Raw genomic sequence first — 20,635 nt, forward strand, 5'->3', positions numbered from 1 at the left:
TCAGGCGAGTGAAAGCTGAGTGATTTTATATGTAGTAGTTAAAAATTAACTTAGGAAGTGTAATGGAAAATCCATATGGGATCGCGTCGTTATGGCAGCAAAGTGATGCGGTTATTAAGTTTGTTGGCTTTGCATTGTTGGCTATGTCCTTAGCGTCTTGGGCGGTTATTTTTACGCGCTTAATTAGCTTACTAAAATTAAGAAAGGCTAAATATTTAATCGCAGAGTTTTGGCAGCAACAAGATATAAATAAGGGAATCGATTTATTGGCTCCACAGCCACCATTCCAAAAATTAGTATCGCAAGGTCTACAGGCCAAAGCTCACCATCAAAACCATCAAGCACAGTTGCAAGGTCAAGTCCCTCTTTCTGATTGGCTAACAACAGCGCTTAAAAATAATATTGATGATACACGAGAGTCACTATCGGGTGGGTTGGCAATATTAGCATCTGTAGGCTCGACTTCACCCTTTATCGGCTTGTTTGGTACTGTGTGGGGAATTTATCATGCTTTAATTGGAATCGGTTTATCAGGTTCGGCCAGTATAGACAAAGTCGCAGGGCCGGTCGGTGAGGCGTTAGTTATGACGGCGTTTGGCCTAGCTGTTGCGATCCCTGCTGTACTTGGATATAACGCAATTAGCCGTGCAAATAAGGCTATAACAATACAAATGAATCGTTTTGCTTCGCAGCTACATGCTTATTATTTAACAGGTTCAGTACAATCGAAGGTAGGCTAGAAAATGTCATTTAATGTTGATAGTGATGATGAAGACGTTATGAATGAAATTAATATGACGCCATTGGTGGATGTTATGCTCGTTCTGTTAATTATTTTTATTATTACAGTACCGGTGATTAACCAATCGATAGAGCTTGATTTACCTGTTGCAAAAAGCGAAAAGCTGGAAGTTAAGCCAAAGGCTATTGTGTTATCTGTTAACAGTGAAGGCGATTATTTTTGGGCTGAACAAGCGATAAGTAAAAAAGAGCTTGTTGAACGTTTACTCATTGCTGCCCAAGAAACAATGCAACCTATTGTGCATATCCGAGGGGATAAAACGACTCAATATAAGAATGTAGTATTTTTAATGGAACAGGTGCAGCAAGCTGGTATTAACAGCATGGCTTTTATTACTGAAGAAAAAAAACCTTAACCCTAAAACCTCGAATTACACTCTGGGTTATCTTCTTAACTTTCAATTGTGAGTCACTAATCTTGTAATAAAAATACGGCGTGGATTTTCGCGCCTATAAGTATTTTCTTATTAAAATAAATCGCTTTTAAACTAACTCTTTGGGCGTTTCACAGGCGTTGACTCTCACTGTTGTTACTTATTAAGCGCGCCTGTCATTGTTGCAAAATAACGCCTAGATATAACAACCTGGAAAATGCTAAATTCTGCACCTTACTGTGGTCATGTTTTTACCTCGTCTTTTTACAGGCTGTTTGCTTACCGTTTTACTGCTCTTAATATCTACCTTTTTGATATTGCACCCCAGAAGCTAATTCATTAAAGGGCCGGCGAGTGTTTTTAGTGGCGGCTCTCTACTCAACTTGAATTTGTACGCAGCCATGCCTTTGTTGTTAAAAAGAGTATTAACACTAAAAGTATATGTTATTGCTATTGTTTATTTTATATGGAATATTTTATTTTACTATGGTTTGAGCTGTGTTACTGTTTAAAGGGAAAAACGTTCAAATAGATAAGCGTTAGGGGTACAGCTAGTTTCTGCTGTGGCGCTTTATAAAGGACGTACCACATATTACTAAATAATAAATAGCAGGCTCAGTGGGAGAAACAACAGTGAAACTTAATAAAATAGCAATATGCCTTGCAATAGCAGGTTGTGCTTCAGCAAATGCAGCACAAGATGAGCAAGACGAAAAGAAAATTGAGCGTATTGAAGTCACAGGCTCAAGTATCAAGCGCACATCCCTTGAAGGTGATCTACCAATTACAATCATTAGCCGCAGTGATATTGATGCTGCAGGTATTAGCTCGGCAGAACAACTCATGTTGCAGCTAAATATTGGTTCTAATTCAAATGATGGTTTAGGGAGTAATACAGGGATTGTGAGCGGTGAAGAACGCGGTAATAATGGCGCATCAAGTGCTAACCTTCGACAGCAAGGTGCGGGTTCAACGCTGGTATTATTAAATGGTCGACGAATTGCAAGTCATGGTTTAAAGGGGGCATCTGTTGATTTAAACTCAATCCCGTTTGCTGCAATTGAACGTGTTGAAGTGCTGCGTGATGGGGCATCTGCGGTGTATGGTACTGATGCTGTTGGTGGGGTCATTAACTTTATCTTGAAAAAAGATTACCAAGGCGTGCAATTAAACGCATTTACTGACATTACACAAGCAGGTGGCGGTAATATTAATCGCTTTAGTATACTTGCCGGTACTGGCGATTTAAACAGCGATGGCTACAATGTCATGGGTTCAGTATCGTATAAAAAAGTCGATATATTACGCGGCTCTGACCGTGATTTTACAAACACTTTCCAACCAAATCGAGGTTTATCGCCAGATACGCGTGGTGGTCCTTTTGCGTCAATCAATAACCGTGGTAACGGCGATGATCCAACCAATGGAAATTATAACTTAATTGGTACAGGGCTTATTGACCCCAATAACCTTGATGCACAAGGTAATCCATACGCTAATAATGTGCTTAATGTATTAGCACTTCCTGGACAGCCTGGGTGTGAATCAATTGAAGGCATGGGCGTTGATACTGGCGCACTGTGGAATCGCGAAAATGAAACACACAGTTGCGCATGGGATTACCCAAGAGCTGCGGTTTTACAACAACCAGTTGACAGCATTGATTTTGTATCGCGTGCTACGTTTAAATTAGATGAAGACACCGAGCTATTTGCCGAAGTTATTGGCTCAGAAGTGACTTCTAAAAAGATTTTTGAACCTAACCAAATTACGCCGTGGTCAATTGGTTCAGCAGGGTATTACCCAAGCACAGGTTCATCGTATAATTATATAGTTGATGCATTATCTGACTATTATGGCGCGGATCAGTTAAATATTGGTGCACCTATTGCCTATCGCTGGCGCTGTATGGATTGTGGTAACCGTGAAATCGAAACAACGACCACGTCTTATAAAGTACAGTTGGGCATGGAAGGCATTATTGGCGACTGGGATTACAAAGCCGGTATTTCACGTTCATCAAACGAGGCTGAATCAGAGCTCGGTGGTGGCTATCACTATACTGAGCTACTTGCGCAGGCAATTGGTAGCGGTGCTGTTAACCCCTTTTTGTTAGCGGGAGAAACACAAACTCAAGCGGGTATGGATGCAATTGAAGCAGCATCAGCGCGTGGCGTAACCTTATATGGCGGCGAAACAACCCTTACACAAATTGATGCGTCGATCTCAGGTGATACAGGTTTTGAGCTTGGTCTTGGCGGCGACACGATTATGGTGGCAACAGGTATTGATTTACGCCGTGAGGGCTATAAGTTTAATGGGGATCGTCGTGAATCAGAAAATAGACCGGCCATCTATGGGGCGCCATTTGATAATGGTAACGAACTTGATGATGTTCACCGTGATATAAAAGCGGTATTTGTTGAAGCGCTTATTCCTGTAGTTGATAGTTTAGAGATTAACTTAGCTGCACGTTATGACCATTACTCAGGCTTTGGCGGCACAACTAACCCTAAAATTGGTGTTAAGTATCAACCCATGGAAGAGTTGTTATTTCGTGGTGCATACAGCACAGGGTTTAGAGCGCCTTCGTTTAATCAGCTATTTAATGGCGTATCAGAGCAGCCGTACACAGGCTCCGATTTAGCTGATCCTGCTTCGTGCGCAAATGGCATCGTTGATGTGTCAAACCCTAGTTGCCAACCTATCACCCCTGCGTTAGTTTATGGCGGCAAAGAAGACTTAGGGCCTGAAGAGTCAAAACAATCGAGCTTTGGTTTCGTATGGGCACCAAGCAGCGAATTTAGCTTTAACCTTGATTGGTGGGAAATAATCACAGAGGGCACAATACAAACGCCAAACTTTCGTGATTTACTCGAAAATTACGAGACATTTAGCGGTAACTTCTTACGCGATGCACAAGGTAACTTAACAGGTATTGATATGCGCTATATTAATGCCGGTGAGCGTAATACCAGTGGTGTTGAAGTGGGTATGCAGGTCAATGGTCAGTTAGGTGCAGGCTTATGGGATATTAACTTCAATGGTAGTTATTTAATTGAAGATAAGAAAAAACTTCTTGATAGCATTGCATTTGGCGATAACTTAGTTGGCACTCATTCTCGTGGAAATATTCCACTTCGTTGGAAGCATACCATCGCCTTTAACTATACGCAGGGTGATTGGCGTCATAATGTGACACAAATTTACCGTGATAGTTATGCAGATGAAGTGCCAGCAGGCGTGCAATCGGGTGCAATTAGTATCGGTGAAATCGAAAACTATAACCCAACGGTATCAAGTTATTTAATTTATAACTACAGCGTAGCGTATACCGGGTTTGATAATGTAGGTATTACGTTTGGTATTAAAAACCTGTTTGACCGTGATCCACCGTTTACAGCTCATCAAAACGATTACTCACCAGGTGCTGCGTTTGATCCTCGTGTAGCGAGCGCGCGTGGTCGAGCATATACGCTTAATGCAGAATATCGCTTTTAATTGAGTGTATATAAGGCCAAAGTGTAATTAGGGAGACTGGCTTAGCGTTGGCTGAGTCAGTCATTTTGTAGGAGTATTAAATGCACAATATTAAGCAAGTGGTTATTGCTGGTGGCGGATCTGCGGGATGGATGACCGCAGCAGCGCTGAGTAAACTACTTGGCGAGCATGTAAATATAACCTTGGTAGAATCAGCGCAAATAGGCACTGTTTCGGTCGGGGAGGCCACGATCCCGCAAATTCGTCAGTTTAATCAACTAATTGGTATTGATGAAAATGAATTTTTAAGTGCCACTTCAGGTACCTTTAAGCTAGGAATCGAATTTATTGATTGGGGACAAATAGGGCAGCAATACATGCACCCATTTGGGCCATATGGGGTTAACTTAAATGGCATTGCATTTCATCATTACTGGTTAAAAAGTGTAAAAAACACCAACCCAGCCCCAATATTAGATTATTGCCTCGAAGGGCATGCCGCTAAATTAAACCGCTTTGACCGTATCGTAGGGCAAACAACCAAAGGGCATAGCACCCTTAACTATGCATTTCATTTTGACGCTGTTAAATATGCCGAGTTTTTATCAACGCTGGCTATTAAACAAGGCGTTAAACATATCCAAGGCACTATTTCACAGGTAACCATTGAGCCAAGTAACGGCCATATTAAAGATCTTATTCTTGATGATGGTCAGGTGATCAGTGGCGAATTATTTATTGATTGCACCGGTTTTAAAGGGCGCTTGATCAACCAAGCTTTGCATGTTGGTTTTGAGTCATGGCAGCATTGGTTACCATGTGATAGCGCGATTGCGATTGCCAGCGAATCACTCCCAGAGTTAAAGCCTTACACCCAAGCCACCGCTCATAAAGCAGGGTGGCAATGGCAAATACCGTTACAGCATCGTGTTGGTAATGGGCGTGTATTTGCAAGCGGATTTACTAGTGCAGAACAACAAATCGCGCAGTTAGCCGCGCAGTTACCTTCCAAGGCGGTGACTGAGCCACGCCAATTAAATTGGCAAAATGGTCGTCGTTTAAAAGCATGGCAAAAGAACTGTGTGGCCATAGGGCTATCTGCTGGCTTTTTGGAGCCGCTAGAGTCAACAGGGCTACAGTTTATTCAGTCGGCCATTTTACGGCTGATCAGTTTATTTCCTAGTTGTGCAATGGCGAAGGTGGATGCGGATACCTACAATAGATACACTGAACAAGAAATTACCGCTGTTCGTGACTTTATTATCTGCCATTACAAGGTAACAAAGCGCAGCGACAGTGAATTTTGGCGTTATTGCCAACACATGGATGTACCGAATACGGTAAGTGAGCGACTTGCTTTGTTTGCACAAAATGGCCGACTTTTCAGAGAAAACAATGAGCTATTTAATGAGCTTAGCTGGTTTTCAGTATTACATGGTCAAGGTATTGAGCCACAAGGTTATCATCCGCTGGTGAATAGTTTGAGCGATGCAGCTTGTGAGCAATATATGCAACAAATAAAAACCATGATCGGGCAAACCGCGCGCTCACTTCCTATGCACAGTGAGTATGTTGCTCGCCATTGCCGGTATTCTAAAAGTTAGGGTTTAAAAAGCATGATGACGTTTTTATTTTATTTAAAAAAACTGGGGATTTTTGCCAGTGCAGCCTTTTTAGTTAGCTGTGCTTCAACGCCTTATGAATTTACTCAGTCAGCTAATTATAGCCATCGCGTTAAATTTTTAGTGATGCATTACACCGCTATCAATTATGAAAAATCAATGCAGGTACTTGTCGAAGATGGCGGATTGAGTGCACATTATTTAGTGCCTGAGTCAAACGATCCGAGCTACCCAGATGACGAACTTAAAATTACGCAGTTAGTCGATGAGCATGACAGAGCATGGCATGCAGGGCGTAGTTACTGGCAAGGCAGAGAGGACTTAAACGACCAATCGATTGGTATTGAAATAGTTAACATACCAACGTGTCATTCCCCAGAACTAGAAGAGCATGAATTAGATACACAATTGCAAAATGATGCCTCAAAGCTGTGTATTTACCCAGATTATGATGCTAAACAAATGGCGTTATTAATCGAGTTAAGTCAGGGGATTTTAGCGCGCCACCCTGATATTGGACCAACGCAAGTTGTTGGGCATTCAGATATAGCGCCCAGTCGTAAAAATGATCCTGGTCCACGTTTTCCGTGGTATCAACTCTATCAAGCAGGGGTTGGCGCTTGGTATGACAACCACACGGTAGATAAATATTGGCAGCAATTTAGTGTCGTTAAACCCTCTATAGGTTTAATGCAAAGCGCTTTACGTGGCTACGGTTATGATGTGCAAGCGACGAATCAACTTGATCCGCAAACACTCGATACTTTAAGTGCTTTTCAAATGCATTTTTTACCATGGCACGTTAGTGGTAACGCCGATGCACGCAGTGGCGCAGTACTGTTTGCATTAATGGAAAAATACTTTCCTAAAAAAGCAACCAAATTAATGGCGCAGTATAATCAAGAGCAAACCACAGTTGAGCCGCAGCCAAAACAATTAGCCAATGCACAAGTGGTTGCGTTAATTCCCGAACGAGACCCAAGCACACGTTTATTAGTCAATAATCGTGGTACGTTTAAAGCCTACAAAGGCCGTGGCCAGCTAGTGATTGAAAACAACACCGCCACCAGTGCCGATATTTATATCAATGGCGAAAAAATCAATATAGCCAGCCCGCTTCAAGCAAATAAACAATACGCATACAGTTTAAGTAAACGCACGCGTAACGGCATTAACACGTATAAAGTGGGCAATGTATTGCCCGAAGGCGCAAGTTTAACCTTACGCTTTGCCTACCCACAGCTGAAAAAAAGCGCCAATAATACATACAATTTTAGTGCTGTAGATAAACTTATTAATGATGATATTGCAGCGGGATTTCCAGGGGCAGTGTTAGGCGTAATAAAAGATGGAAAATTAATAAAACTAAGTAGTTATGGAGATGCAAAAAAATACCAACGTAATGGTACTGCAATGAAATCGCCGCAAAAAATGCAAACAGACACCTTATTTGATATTGCGTCAAACTCAAAAATGTTTGCTACTAACTTTGCGCTTATGAAACTTGTAAGTGAAGGCAAGCTTGATGTAAATAAGCCGCTTTTTTACTACTTACCAGAGTTTAGAGGGCGCGGGCGAGAGCAACGCTTAGTAAAAGATTTACTCACCCACAGTGCGGGGTATCCTGCGGTGGTGGACTTTCATCGAAAAGACAATAAATTTGGTGAGCGATTTTTCTCGCAAAATAGCTTGCGGACTAAAAATTTACTGTTAACAGGCGTGCCGTTTATAGCAGGGCGCAATGTTAAGCACTTGTACTCAGATATAGACTACATGCTGTTAGGCGTGCTGATTGAACGCATTACGCAACAAGCGCTGGATCATTATGTTGAGGGGCAAATCTACCAGCCGCTAGGCTTGCAACACACATTGTTTAACCCGTTACAAAAAGGGGTTAGTAAACACACTATTGCTGCAACGGAGCTTGCAGGAAACAGCCGTGGTGGCCGAATTAGTTTTGATAATATACGCACCGACGTACTGCAAGGGCAAGTACACGACGAAAAAGCATTCTATGCACTTGGTGGCGTAGCAGGGCATGCAGGCTTATTTAGTACCGTAGAAGATCTTGGTGTGCTTTCGCAGTTGCTATTAAATCGCGGCGGTTATGGCGATAAACAAATATTTACCCCGCAAGTGCTCGATCAGTTTATAGCGCCGCAAGCGAGTAATGAAACTTATGGGCTAGGCTGGCGAAGAGCTGGTGAACACGCCCAAAAGTGGCATTTTGGTCCTTACGCAAGTCCACAAGCGTACGGCCATACTGGCTGGACAGGCACAGTAACCGTTATTGATCCTGCGTATGACTTAGCCATTATTTTACTCACTAATGCACGTCATTCGCCTATCAAGGGCAATGACACCCATTATGAATTTGTTGGTAAAAAGTTTGAGACCGGAAAATATGGCTCAGTAATCTCACTGGTTTATGAGGCTTTGCTTAATCATTAATGTAATCACTCATTAAAGCCACTAACTTAAATCACTAGTCGAATTAAGTTGAGTTTATTGTGCAACTGATTAAGCTAGTGGGCTTGTTTATAAATAATTATAACAGCGGCGCAGTCGCTACTAAAAAGGTTATTGTATGTCTTGGTATTCAATTTTACCGCCGTTGATAGCGATTTTGATCGTGTTTTGGCGCAAAGAAGTGATTATGGCACTGTTAGTTGCTGTTGCTTCTTCAGAGTTTTTACTCGCCCTACAAGGCGATGGAAATACGCTTTTTAACACATTTATAAATACCATAGAGCGTATTGTGGCGGTGGCTAGTTCACCGGGGAATAGCCGTATTTTGATTTTTAGTATTTTAATAGGCGCATTGCTTGCATACATTCGTGAATCTGGTGGTGTGGCAGCAACCGTTAATGTATTGATGAACAAAGGCGTCGCAAAAAGTAAACGCCAAGTTGGTTACTTAACGATGTTCTCAGGCGTAGCCGTGTTTATAGAATCTAACTTAAGTGTATTAACCTCGGGTATTTTATCTCGTGGCTTATTTGATAAGTTTAAAATGAGCCGAGCACGTCTTGCTTACATTATCGACAGTACCAGTGCACCGGTGTGTATTTTAATTTTGCTTAATGGTTGGGGCGCTTATGTACTTGGCTTGTTAGGTAATTATGAATTACCAGAGTCGGCGGTGTCGGTGTTATGGGGCAGTATTGGCTATAACTTTTACGCTATTATTACTTTATTATTAGTTTTTTATACCATCACCTTTGATAAAGTGCATGGCCCATTAAAAAAAGCAGAAGAGCAATTAGAGCACCAAAAAGCAGATGTACAAGAAGAGGTAAAAGGCACCAAAGCACGCTATATGCTAGTGCCACTTATTACACTGATTGGCAGCATGGTCGGCTTTATGTACTGGACCGGTAATGGCGATATTGCCAGCGGCAGTGGCTCTAAATCTGTACTGTATGCAACTATTTTAGCGTGTGTTGTCGCGTACTTTTTAATGATCAGTTCACGTCAATTTACTCATCATAAGCTGGTGGATATCGGCTTTAAAGGCATGGGTGAATTACTCCCGTTGGTGGCTATCGTGTTGTTATCGCTTACACTTGGCGCAAGCTTAAAAGATTTAGGCACCGGCGTATTTGTAGCGGGACTGGTGGGCGATTACTTACCTATATACTTAGTTGTTCCGGTGCTGTTTTTAACTGGCGCGGTGATCTCATTCACGACTGGAACATCGTGGGGCACGTTCGCAATTTTAATTCCAATTGGCGTACCGCTCATTCAAGCGTTAGGTTTACCGCCTTCATTAGTGATTGCGGCAATCTTAGGTGGCGGTGTATTTGGGGATCATTGCTCGCCCATATCTGACACCAGCGCGGTATCGGCCATTGCCTCCGGTTGTGATTTACTCACCCACGTTAAAACGCAAATGCCTTACGCACTTTTTGGCGGCGCACTCACGTTTATAGCGTACTTAGTTACGAGCATTATTGTGCTGTAAATTTACAATAATTAAATTAGTGAGAACAAAAGCCTGCAAATTTGTAGGCTTTTTTGTTGCGCAGGCGCTGCCGCTTCAGGATCCGTCGTAGGAGATGGGGCTTTAGCTACGAAATTGTTAACACCAATGATAGATTAGCCACCGTAGGCGCTGAGCTTGCTGGCAAATGTGATTGGTAGGTTAGTAGAGTACAACGAAACCCAGCGGGCTTGGTTTAAATTGTAGGTCGTCCTTTAGGGCGAAAAAGTGAATGTCACCACAGAGGGCAAAGAGGCGCTTCGCTGCACAGAGATTAAATATTGGTCGTAGGTGTTGGCTTTAGCCACGAATTTTTCACTTAAGCATCACTTGTCGGGATAAATCCGCGACCTACATTAATAACCTTATTCAAGGTTTTTCATGCTGGCGACGGCAGCTTTTAACAACAGCTAAATCGGGCTGCCGCTTCAGGATCCGCCGTAGGGGCTGGCTTTAGTCCGAAAAATTATCATATTATTCAGCCGCTAATGTTTTGCATAATCTAATTAGGGATAAATCCCTGCCTAAATTAAGGGCACATATTACTTTTTTGATAAAAAGTAAATACAGGTTGTAGCTTCGAATAATTCTGGCACGTAACGTTTTCAGGCTTAAAATCAGAAGCGACTCTTAGCTTAAATAATTAACTGTAATATCATGTAATAACCGCTTTTTTGTATCTTGTTTATATTTAGTGACGAATAAAATGACAAACCTTAGTTTTAATATCACGAAAATAAAGGAATAAGTTATGAAAACGCAAAAAGTTGTTGGCTATTGTAGTAACTGGATCACTCAAGAAAGTTTAAAGTCGCAGATAGAAGGTTATACTCACGTTATTTTTTCATTTTGGATATCACCTGAAGATGGGGTTTTAGGTGCAGCTGAAGCTGCCGCAAATGATCCAGAGCTTATACAATATGTTAAATCACTAGGGAAAAAGTGCATACTTGCAGCTGGTGGTGAAACTTATTACCCAAATGTGACTGATTCAGCACAGGCAAGAGAGTACGGCTTGGCACTTGCGAAATATGCATTAGAATACGGCTACGATGGCGTTGATTTTGATATCGAGAATATTACAGCCTCAGAAGCTTTAAATTGGCTGAGTGAGGCTACAGTGACAGCTGCAGAATATTCGAGTGAGCAAGGAGAAAAGTTAATTATTTCTCACGCACCACAAGGCCCATACTTTCCTGAATACAGCAAGTTAGAAGAGCTAACACATGGCTACATCGATTTTTATAATATCCAATATTACAATCAGGGAGCGTGGGAGTATCAAGCATATGAGTCATTTGAAATGTTATTTCCATTAAAATATCAGAATATAAGCAATCCGACTTCAATTGAAAGCATTGCATCTCAAGGTGTTCCGCCAGAAAAAATTGTACTTGGTAAACCTATTACTGAAAATGATCTAAGCTCTAGTGGTTTATCAACTCGTCGTCATTATTCGTCAGGCGCAAAGTGAAAACATTGCTTTTGGTGGGGTAATGGGATGGAAAATTGATAGCGATATCGATGGATTATGGGGCCGAACAATTGCGGCTACTCTAAATACAGCCTCTTAAAGGTAGCTTGCTGTAGTGGAATAAAAAATCAAAGAGCTTTGGTTTTATCAATTAGCGCACCCGATATAAGTTAGGTGCGCTATTTTTATTAAGTTGCATTTTGGTGACGGGGTTTTTCGAATTCCCACTGATTTTTAAACACTTGAATTCAAGTATTACGCGCTCTATTTTGGCACTACGCGGTATATACCCATGCCGTCAATTCCTAGGTATAAATCGCCGTTGGGGTGAGTTGCAATACTGCGCACTCTACCAGCGCCTTCAAACAACTTGCTATGACCGATAATATTGTTGCCATCGAGTTCAAGCATGACTAAGTGTGCAAATTTCATTGAACCAACCACGATATTGCCTTTCCACTGGGGGTATTTATCGCTACTAATAAATGCCATACCCGAAGGTGCGATAGACGGCACCCACACCCAGTCAGGTTTTTGCATCCCTTCGCGGGTGGTCTCATCGGTAATTTTACTGCCATTATAGTTGATACCGAAAGTAACTACTGGCCAACCGTAATTAGATCCTGGTTTGATAATATTGACTTCATCGCCGCCTTGCGGGCCATGTTCGTGGCTCCAAATCACACCCGTTTTTGGGTGCATCGCCATGCCTTGCGGATTCCGATGACCATACGAATAAATACTTTTGCGCGCGTTTTCGTCTTTTTGTGGTGTTAGGGCTGCCATCAAACAGTAGTTGCTGATCAATTAACGTCATGTCTTTTAAGCGTGCGCGCATTATAGAGGTGTTATAGCCTTCGTCATCTCCTTCATAGCCAGAGTAAGAAAAGTATATCCAGCCATTGTCTTTAAAGTTAGGATCAAGCTCCACATCAAGTAGTCCTCCTTGACGCTCAGCATGTACTTTAGGCACCCCTTTAATGGCTTTCTCTAGCAGTTTACCATCACGAATAAGCCTAAGATCACCAGCTCTGTTTGTGACTAACAAGTCTTGTTTGTTAAGCCACACCATGCCCCAAGGAATTTGCACGCCTTTGGCAACTAATTCAAGTTCATACTTATCGGCACTTGCGGCAACGGGAATAGGCTGCTCTGGCTGAGCGAAGGTATGTAACGAGGTAAAGCTTATAATAGAGGCAACTAAACTGGTGTAAATACACTTTTTCATGACAATTCCAATTTATGAACAACAATGACATTAGATTAGCGCGATACAAGCAAAATTGTTATTAACTTTCATTAAAGTGCGATTAGTTTCATAAAATGCAAGGTAAATGACTGGGTTGTCGCACTGGTGTTTTAGGTGATGGCTTTATCCGAAAGGTTTAACACCAATGATAGATTAACCACCGTAGGCGCTGAGCTTACTGACGCATGTGATTGGTAGGTTGGGCAGAGTGCAATGAAACCCAATGTTTTTTTAAATTGTAGGTCGCCCTTTAGGGCGAAAAAGTGCATTTCACCACAGAGGGAACAAAGGCGCTTCGCTGCACCGAGGCTTACATATTGGTTGTAGGAGTAGGCTTTAGCCACGAATTTTTCACTTAAGCATCACTTGTCGGGATAAATCCGCGACCTACATTAATAACCTTATTCAAGGTTTTTCATGCTGGCGACGGCAGCTTTTAACAACAGCTAAATCAGGATGCCACTGCTTCAGGATCCGCTGTAGGAGATGGCTTTAGCCACGAATTTTTCACCTTAGCATCACTTGTCGGGATAAATCTGCGACCTACATTAATAACCTTATTCAAGGTTTTTCATGCTGGCGACGGCAGCTTTTAACAACAGCTAAATCAGGATGCCACTGCTTCAGGATCCGTTGTAGGAGATGGGGCTTTAGCTACGAAATTGTTAACACCAATGATAGATTAGCCACCGTAGGTGTTGAGCTTGCTGGCGCATGTGATTGGTAGGTTGGGTAGAGTGCAATGAACCCCAACGGGCTTGGTTTAAATTGTAGGTCGCCCTTTGGGGCGAAAAAGGAATTTCACCATAGAGGGCACAGAGGCGCTTCGCTGCACAGAAGTTAAATATTGGTCGTAGGAGTAGGCTTTAGCCACGAATTTCCCCACCCAAGCATCACGCTTATCCTTCAAAACATAATTAATGTGAATGTAAACGGCGAAGATATGCCATCCATGGCCTAGTTCCGCCTTATCGCGTCTCCATGCTCGAATTACTCATCAATTACTTATTTTCAGGGCGTGATGACGGGGGAAAGGTGTTAAACGTGAGATTGGTATTTGGTCTTGGCAAGATGTAAAGTTTGGTCCTGTATAATACCTTTATGGGACAAGTTATTTGGCGCTTATCTTCTTTGATCTAAATATTGTTATGTAATGAGCAAAGACGTAAGCTATTCAAAAAATGATCTAATATTTAAATTTGGAAGTTAATTTGTTACCTGCTTTAGAAGTACTTTTAGAATATCTACCCTATATGCCATTAGTTACCTTTGCAGTTTCAATAATAGGATTGAGTGTTGCATTAGTTGCCCTAACTGTTGCGATTATAAATGTAAGACGAAAGTCTGGAATGAATGTTAAAGGGCGTGTATGTATTAGGAGTAGTGCGAATGCTGAGGACGATTATGTAAGCAATATAGCTATAGAGAATTGTAAAGACAAAGCAGTTATTATCTTTAAAATATATTTAATGGTAGGTAGAAATTACTATGTTGAATTAGAGAGCTTTAGTGAGCCACATATACTCAAAGCTTATGAATCATATGTAGCTACATATCATCCTGTAGAGTTCTATGCTGCAGGTTTAAAATCTATTGACCTAAATGATTTAATAAAAGATTCAAAAGCAAAAAAAAGAATCGTTTTATCTACTTCTCATGGTAGGTATATAGTTAAAGATTGGATTGAACAATGGGATCCAATTATAGAGCAGCTCCAAGGGGGAATGACTTTAGGCATACATCCTGTTAGGTATGATAATGATCTTGGTCACTACGGTCTTAATATTAAATACGTAGTTAAGATAATAAATGAAAATGGAAGAAGTGTAAGCAAACCAATTCGTTTAATAGATTTAGAGCGACCAAGGTTTAGTGAATTTAGATTGACTGAAAAAGCTCTATCATCAAAGGATAATCTAGAGGCATTCATTACTAGTAAAATTGATGAAGGTATAGCTAAATTCACCTTGGTCGAAGTAATAGATATTGAAGCTATTAGGAGTGAGTCAATCCATAGTGGGTATTGTTTTAATAGAGAGAAGCTACATTATTACAATTGGTTTGAACATATAGTTAATTGGAGAGTTAAAAGTTTACTAGTTAAATTAACAAAAGTTGATGCCACTACTTATAAGAAGGTTGGTAGTACAACTATAGCTGCAATATTAACTATGCTCGTAGGTAGTTTTTTTATATAGGTATACCCAGTCAACCTCACCCTAGGACAGATCTTTCTTTTTGGCTTTCGCTTGAAAAAATTATACCTAAAAAATCAAATAGAAAGGGTACCTCGATTTTTTAGGTATAATTTCACTGTACAAAAAAATAAACACCACTCAAACAAAGCAAAGGGCCTAATTCGTTGCTGCATAGCGCTAATTAGCGAACGTTTACCGACAGCCTTACCATCATTTTATAGAGATCTTTTATAAAGTATCATGAAGCAAGAGATCACCCCCTACACACCTTCACTCCACTCCCAGCATGCTTGAGTGCGATTATATGCCCTTGGCCATTGTGGGCCATGGCGAGCATGTCGCCGATATTTATATCACTTTCAACAGCGTGTTTGGTTTTTAAGCTATTCAATAACGAGTCTTTTATTTGAATGAGTACTTCGCTGTGGCAGCTGGCGATGTACCAGTCGTTGTCTACTTTAACTAATTGCCCGTATTCAATATAGCGCTGTTGGTGTAGGCGCAGGTCGGCGGCGAGTTTATCGTCGAGCTGTTGTTTTTGGCTAGTTATTTCACTTGAATAACTGCCCGTATTATCTACTTGGTGAACTTCAATAAAATGATAGCTGCTGTGTTGCATGGCAAAGGTGTTGCGCGATTCGTCATGAACAGGGGTGTTAAATACGGTAAAACCCAGTACTACTAATGCGCAGGCGAGACCAGTCATTTGCAGGGGTAATAAAAAGCGGGCGGGCTTTTTAATTGGTGCTTTAGTTAGTAGTGCATGCTGCTCTGGCGTTAACGTGTGTGCTTTTTTACGCTCGCTAAAATGCTGTTTAAGCTGTTGGTCAAATTGCTCGTTATGCTTGTTCATTGTCAGCTCCTATTATTATTTTTAAGTTTTGTTTTGCATAACGTAGCCGTGTTTTAACGGTTTCATGGTTGCTTTGGGTGATCTGCTGTATGTCTTCAAGCGAGAAGCCTTCTTGCTGTAAGCTAAGCGCTTCGCGTTGTACAAAGCTCAATTGCATGAGTGCACTATTAAAGGCGGCATAGTCAAAGGTCTGTTCGCTATTTGGAGCGACGATAACTGTGTTGTCCTCGAGTTCAACAAAGCGCTGCTGCTTACGAAACTCGTCAATTAATGCATTACGTGCTAGGCGAAAAAGCCACGCTTTTGGGTTATCTTGCGGTTGATAATACTTACGTTTTTCCATCACTTTGAGCCATGTTTGTTGGCTAATATCAAAAGCGAGTTGCTCGTTACTTTGGGTCACTAAATAGTGATAAAGATCATTGCCAAACAGGGCGACGAGCTTAGTTAAGTGGCGATTGTCGCCACTTTTTGCGTAGTCAGCCAAATGATCTTTATTTGGCTGACTAATAAACCATGATTTTAAGCTCGCGATCATAGGCACCTTACTTTGTTTATTACTGAGTGTGCTTTTTTATTGAGTTTGATCTAATTTAAAATCAAGCTGTACACTTTGGTTTGTTTGCACTTGTGCTACGCCATCAATCACTTTTGGGCGGTATTTCCAGCGCTTTATTGCGCGTAGTGCTTCGCGGTCAAAAATACGTTTAGGTTCGGCATTCGTTACTTGTGCGTCAATTACTTCACCCGTTGCAGATACATTAAAGCTTAATTGTACCCAACCTTCAATCCCTTCACGCGCGGCTACGGGTGGGTACTTGGGATTTATACGTACAATGGGAGTGGCATCGCCAGTTGGGCGTTGTAAGGTGGCTTTAATATCGCCGCCTACTTTGCCAATGTTTAAGTCTGGCGTAAATGTGCCAGTAATAATATTAGTGTCTATGCTTGGCGGATTACGCTGCGGTGTTTTTGGCGGCGTTTGCATTTTAGGTGGTGGCGGTAATGTTTGCTTTTGTTGTACTTTTGTATCTTCTGGAGCTTGAAACATTTCTACAATGATTGTGTCGCCGTTGTTTCTTGGGGCGCGCTGTTCGCCGCTTATTAAATACTGCATAAATGCAAATGCGGCAAAGGTCATTAAGCCACCGCCAATAATCGCGGCTGATGTTTTTAACGCTACGGGCTGTTGTGGGATTGTAAGTGTGTGCATAAGCATTTCCTGTGTTTGTTATACCCAAGCATCTGGGCGTTTCACAGGTAAAACGGTTGTTAAATCAAAAAGGGGTGAAATATTTTTAAAAAGTTTCGTCATTGCGTGTAGTGATTGGCTACAATGGCGGCTGAATCCTTTTTGTTTTTAATCTTATTAGGCTGTTATGCAACTTATTCAAATTGATAAAGCTCGTTATCGTAAGCATTTAAATCGCGTTATTATTGGCTGTGGCCTTGCTTTGGCCGTTGGCAGTTTGGCTATTTCACAAACTCTTATTGCTTTGTTTCCTGATGAAAGCGGCAGCCATTTTCATTGGAATTTAATTGGCGTGGTTATTACGAGCTTAATAATTGGCTGGGCACTTAATAAATACCGTACTCACGATTATATGACTGAAGTTGTTTATGTGTGGGAATTAAAACAAGCGCTTAATAAAATAACCCGTAAATTGGCAAAATTAAAAGCCGCAGGGCGAGAAGGTAATCCTGATGCGCTATTAGCTATTCATTATAGTTATGCGGGCTCGCGTTTGTTATGGCAGCTTGACGATAACACCATCACTATGGATGAGCTTGCTATTAAACAAGCAGAGCTAGATAGTGTGGCGGCTAAATTTAATGTGAGCTTAGATGCTAATAACTACGATCCTGCAATTCTAAAGCAGTTTTAAAGCAGTTTTAAAGCAGTTTTAAGTAATATACCCATGAAAAAAATTGAAACAATCTTACTTGTTTTAGTGAATTTAATTAGGTTATTATCAAAAAACATACAATTATAAATGATTTATTTAAATGAAATTAATTTTTGCAACAACATTGCTTTTTTTATCAGGCGCAAGCCATGCAAACGATGTTAGTTTTTCGATTGGCGGTGGTTACCCTTACGTCGCAGTGCCTGAGATTTCTTTAGCGACAAATGAGGGAACACAGCGTTGGTATGCTAATTATAAAATTGGTTTAGATGATGGCTTTTCGGCTGGTTTTGAACATGCCTTAACGAGCGATAAAAAACATGCCGTAGGTTTTGTTGTTGGTGCATTAGGTGTGCAGGATGATGGTCGTCAATGCCCTTTAGAATCTGAAGATGACAGTATTGGCGATGCATTTGGTAATATTTTTGGCTGTGCGTTATCTGGTATATTTGATAGAGAGACCACCAATGGTGTAGGCGTGAGTTATAGTTACCTTTTTAGTGGTTTAAATGAAGGTGGTTGGCGTGTTCGTTTGGAGTTAGGTTATGGCGAAGGCACTAACAGTAACGAAAGTCGCGCAGATGGCGGTGTGAGTATTAGTTACGAGTTTTAATATTAGTTTCAAGTAATAATTGAGTAGGCTTTAATAATAAATTTCAGCCTACTCAAACACTATTAACAGCCTTCTACTGTTTAACCTTCCTTTTTGTTATATAACACCTAAGTTCGTTCTTCTGTTTCAGTTTCTTAAATTAATAATAAGTCCGTTTGTGCATTATAATCGGTTGTTAAAAAATGCTGGTTAAATAAAACGAAATGGCCTGGCTTTACGTATTGAAGCAAATAAAACTGCTGCATTGTTTAGGAAGTTGCTGTGAATAAAATAAATCCAAAAAAATTACGAAATAGTAAGTGGACGGCTGTTAAGCCAATTAATAAAGAAAAACACTTTATTATTGTTGATATGGAATTTGATGAAGAGGGCGCTGTAGTGGCTTGTGTTATTGAGGCGGTTATGTCAAAACGAGCGGTTGAAATCGATTGGCGCGATTTAAAAGACACCGCTAATTGGTTACAAGGTTGGCAGTAATACAGTTGATTAAAATTGAAAAACCACCAGCGTTATCACTGGTGGTTCGAGCATCTAGATAAAATAGCGATTACTATTTTAATTCAATCCACGCCATGTTCCAGTAAAGACCTACACCAGGCTCATACTGATTTGAACCTTCAGACCACTGTACGCAATAACCATTGTATGGCCATGGCTTACACTGATAAACCTTACCATTTTTAGGTTGTAGCACGATTGTATTGGCTTTGTAGCTGCTTAAATTTTCAGGGAAAATAAAGTCAGCATCGGTGTTTGGTGGCGTCACTGGTGGAACGGGTTCTCCCGGCGTACCAGTGCTTTGTTCTGCAATATTTAAGTGAAACGATTTTTTGTCGGTAGTGCCATTGTGTGCAACATAGCTAATTACTAAATTGTAGTGACCAGCTTGGGCATGAGGGTAATCTAACGTGAGTTGTGATTGCCCCGCATCCACTTGATACGTTTTACTTTGCACACTGTTATATGACTTGTTTAATGTTGCAGAAATAACGGCTTTAGTGCTGATATTAATAGCAAAATCAAAACTAATAGCGCCATCTTTGATGACGTAGTTATGGGCTAAACCACTCACAGTAAAGTTTGGTTTAGGCAGTGGCGCCATTTCAAAAGCAAGCTCAACTGAGCTTATGCCAGAGTTACTTTGTGCGAAGATTTCATTGCGACCAGAGATTGGCTCAATATTTTTATCTTCATTAAGTTGACCTGCTTGTAGCCATGACTGTGACTCGTTAATTTTTTGCGCTAAAGCAAGGGTCCAATTTTCACTAAGACCTTGCTCTGTGGTTGTTATTTCTAACACGGTTTGTAAAGAGGGTAATTCTTTAGAGTCACCAAATACGCGAGTTTTTACTTTATCGCCTACTTTTAAATCACGACCAGTGCCAATATCGCCTACATCTTGCCACGACACATTGCTGGTATCACCGTTATCGATCATCACATCAACAACATTATAAAAGCTCATCGGAGTATCTGCTACATCCCATACGCCCAGTACAATGTGGTAACCGCTACGATCTGACGGTACGTTACACAGATGTGTTAATTGACGCGGTGGCTGTTTGTTGTAGCTTTGGTATTCGCAAAAAGGAACCGCTTCAAATTGGTCGCGGGTTAATGGGCTATTAGGGTTCCACGATTTTTTAGTAATAAAATAACGCCAGTCACGAGATGAATGAGCGGCTGTTAGTGTCCAGCTAAACTCATTTGGACCCGCTTTAATATGGCGTTTTGTCCAGCGATTGATTGATTGACTGTCAAGTTGACCAAATCCGCGAAGGCCTGCACTGGCAATATGACCATCAACAGGGCCTGATTCAGGGAAACGATCTAGCCCTTCTAGGCTTTGTGGTTCATAAACAACATTGCCGCAATTGGCGTTTTCGCGCAGGCGGCATAAGTAGCCACGAGATTCTGGTTTAGAAATATAACCATGGGCTGATGCGGTATTTGAAACAGGAAGTAACATTGCTAATGCCAACGGTGATATTGCGAGCAATGTTTTATGTAGTATGTTCATTGTGATCCTAAAAAAGCTAAATGTAATTTAATTTGACGCGCAGAATAAGCACAAAAATGTAC

Annotated in this window: 17 protein-coding genes; 11 read left to right on the plus strand and 6 right to left on the minus strand. The window is 41.1% G+C overall.

Translation table 11 applies throughout. The features are described 5' to 3' along the window. Window positions 1-62: 62 nt before the first annotated feature. The 7 genes from ADS77_RS04550 (at window position 63) to ADS77_RS04580 (ending at window position 11,733) form a co-directional block, all read left to right on the plus strand. Entirely contained in the window at window positions 63-740 is a 678-nt protein-coding gene (locus tag ADS77_RS04550) for a MotA/TolQ/ExbB proton channel family protein (protein WP_054453153.1), read from the plus strand. A gap of 3 nt (window positions 741-743) precedes the next feature. Then, window positions 744-1,157 (plus strand): ExbD/TolR family protein, encoded by a 414-nt coding sequence (locus ADS77_RS04555; protein WP_054453155.1) that lies wholly within the window; start codon window positions 744-746, stop codon window positions 1,155-1,157. 651 nt (window positions 1,158-1,808) lie between these two features. Beyond that, window positions 1,809-4,676: a TonB-dependent receptor domain-containing protein gene (locus ADS77_RS04560; RefSeq protein WP_054453343.1), complete on the plus strand. Its 2,868-nt coding sequence runs from the start codon at window positions 1,809-1,811 to the stop codon at window positions 4,674-4,676. A gap of 80 nt (window positions 4,677-4,756) precedes the next feature. Continuing rightward, on the plus strand, window positions 4,757-6,259 hold the full coding sequence (locus ADS77_RS04565; protein WP_054453157.1) for a tryptophan halogenase family protein: 1,503 nt from the start codon (window positions 4,757-4,759) through the stop codon (window positions 6,257-6,259). Window positions 6,260-6,271: 12 nt separating this feature from the next. Beyond that, window positions 6,272-8,728 (plus strand): penicillin binding protein PBP4B, encoded by a 2,457-nt coding sequence (gene pbp4b, locus ADS77_RS04570; protein WP_054453159.1) that lies wholly within the window; start codon window positions 6,272-6,274, stop codon window positions 8,726-8,728. 136 nt (window positions 8,729-8,864) lie between these two features. After that, complete coding sequence (locus ADS77_RS04575; RefSeq protein ID WP_054205363.1) at window positions 8,865-10,241, plus strand: Na+/H+ antiporter NhaC family protein; 1,377 nt, start codon at window positions 8,865-8,867, stop codon at window positions 10,239-10,241. A gap of 769 nt (window positions 10,242-11,010) precedes the next feature. Next, window positions 11,011-11,733, plus strand: a complete 723-nt coding sequence (locus ADS77_RS04580) for a glycoside hydrolase family 18 protein (protein WP_054453161.1) — start codon at window positions 11,011-11,013, stop codon at window positions 11,731-11,733. A 264-nt stretch (window positions 11,734-11,997) separates the two neighbouring features. Here the strand turns inward: ADS77_RS04580 and ADS77_RS22615 are convergent, their stop codons facing one another. Then, entirely contained in the window at window positions 11,998-12,435 is a 438-nt protein-coding gene (locus ADS77_RS22615) for a PQQ-dependent sugar dehydrogenase (protein ID WP_054453164.1), read from the minus strand. Continuing rightward, window positions 12,377-12,961, minus strand: coding sequence for a PQQ-dependent sugar dehydrogenase (locus tag ADS77_RS22620; RefSeq protein WP_054453166.1), 585 nt, complete (start codon window positions 12,959-12,961; stop codon window positions 12,377-12,379). The genes ADS77_RS22615 and ADS77_RS22620 overlap by 59 nt, the downstream gene beginning before the upstream one ends. Before the next feature lie 1,232 nt (window positions 12,962-14,193). On the opposite strand from ADS77_RS22620, the gene ADS77_RS04595 reads away from it, so the two are divergent. Beyond that, a complete protein-coding gene (locus tag ADS77_RS04595; protein ID WP_054453167.1) occupies window positions 14,194-15,180 on the plus strand; it encodes a hypothetical protein in 987 nt (328 codons plus the stop codon). Window positions 15,181-15,433: 253 nt separating this feature from the next. On the opposite strand, the gene ADS77_RS04600 is transcribed toward ADS77_RS04595, so the two are convergent. Genes ADS77_RS04600 through ADS77_RS04610 form a run of 3 tightly spaced genes read right to left on the minus strand, consistent with a single transcriptional unit; the run spans window position 15,434 to window position 17,246 of the window. Further along, window positions 15,434-16,033, minus strand: a complete 600-nt coding sequence (locus ADS77_RS04600; RefSeq protein ID WP_054453169.1) for a hypothetical protein — start codon at window positions 16,031-16,033, stop codon at window positions 15,434-15,436. After that, window positions 16,020-16,571, minus strand: coding sequence for an RNA polymerase sigma factor (locus tag ADS77_RS04605; protein ID WP_054453171.1), 552 nt, complete (start codon window positions 16,569-16,571; stop codon window positions 16,020-16,022). The genes ADS77_RS04600 and ADS77_RS04605 overlap by 14 nt, the downstream gene beginning before the upstream one ends. Before the next feature lie 36 nt (window positions 16,572-16,607). Further along, complete coding sequence (locus ADS77_RS04610) at window positions 16,608-17,246, minus strand: energy transducer TonB (protein ID WP_054453173.1); 639 nt, start codon at window positions 17,244-17,246, stop codon at window positions 16,608-16,610. 166 nt (window positions 17,247-17,412) lie between these two features. Here ADS77_RS04610 and ADS77_RS04615 point away from each other — a divergent pair, with 166 nt between their 5' ends. The 3 genes from ADS77_RS04615 (at window position 17,413) to ADS77_RS04625 (ending at window position 19,030) form a co-directional block, all read left to right on the plus strand. Then, the gene (locus ADS77_RS04615; RefSeq protein ID WP_054453175.1) at window positions 17,413-17,919 is read left to right on the plus strand and encodes a DUF3087 domain-containing protein; all 507 of its coding nucleotides are present in this window, start codon (window positions 17,413-17,415) and stop codon (window positions 17,917-17,919) included. Between the two features lie 121 nt (window positions 17,920-18,040). Beyond that, window positions 18,041-18,553 carry a hypothetical protein gene (locus tag ADS77_RS04620; protein WP_054453177.1) on the plus strand — a complete coding sequence of 171 codons (513 nt, stop codon included), beginning with the start codon at window positions 18,041-18,043 and terminating at the stop codon, window positions 18,551-18,553. A gap of 261 nt (window positions 18,554-18,814) precedes the next feature. Further along, entirely contained in the window at window positions 18,815-19,030 is a 216-nt protein-coding gene (locus ADS77_RS04625) for a TIGR02450 family Trp-rich protein (RefSeq protein WP_054453179.1), read from the plus strand. A gap of 73 nt (window positions 19,031-19,103) precedes the next feature. On the opposite strand, the gene gbpA is transcribed toward ADS77_RS04625, so the two are convergent. Further along, on the minus strand, window positions 19,104-20,573 hold the full coding sequence (gene gbpA / locus ADS77_RS04630; protein ID WP_054453181.1) for an N-acetylglucosamine-binding protein GbpA: 1,470 nt from the start codon (window positions 20,571-20,573) through the stop codon (window positions 19,104-19,106). Between the last annotated feature and the right edge of the window lie 62 nt (window positions 20,574-20,635).

Source organism: Pseudoalteromonas porphyrae, assembly GCF_001298125.1.
GTDB classification, from domain to species: Bacteria; Pseudomonadota; Gammaproteobacteria; order Enterobacterales; family Alteromonadaceae; genus Pseudoalteromonas; species Pseudoalteromonas neustonica.